The 229-nt window shown below is 73.4% G+C and carries 1 pseudogene; it reads right to left on the bottom strand.

Annotated features, from left to right (window positions below):
- Nucleotides 1-15: 15 nt before the first annotated feature.
- Nucleotides 16-229, bottom strand: a pseudogene (locus tag KVT14_RS21920) (50S ribosomal protein L11); the annotation flags it as partial.

A 229-nucleotide genomic window follows, 5' to 3' on the forward strand; every position in this document is an offset into this window, starting at 1 on the left:
CAGTCGAGCCGGGGCTCAGCCCTCGACCTTGATGCCCATCGACCGAGCGCTGCCGGCGATGATCTTCTCGGCGGCGGCGAGGTCGTTGGCGTTCAGGTCCTCGGGCTTGGTCGAGGCGATCTCGCGGACCTGGTCCGCGGTCAGCGTCGCGACCTTGACCGCGAGCGGGGGGGGGGAGCCCTTCGCGGCACCGGCGGGCTTCTTGGAGGGGTCCCCCGCCCGCGGGTGC

Source organism: Cellulomonas sp. GbtcB1, from assembly GCF_019091725.1.
Taxonomy (GTDB): domain Bacteria; phylum Actinomycetota; class Actinomycetes; order Actinomycetales; family Cellulomonadaceae; genus Cellulomonas.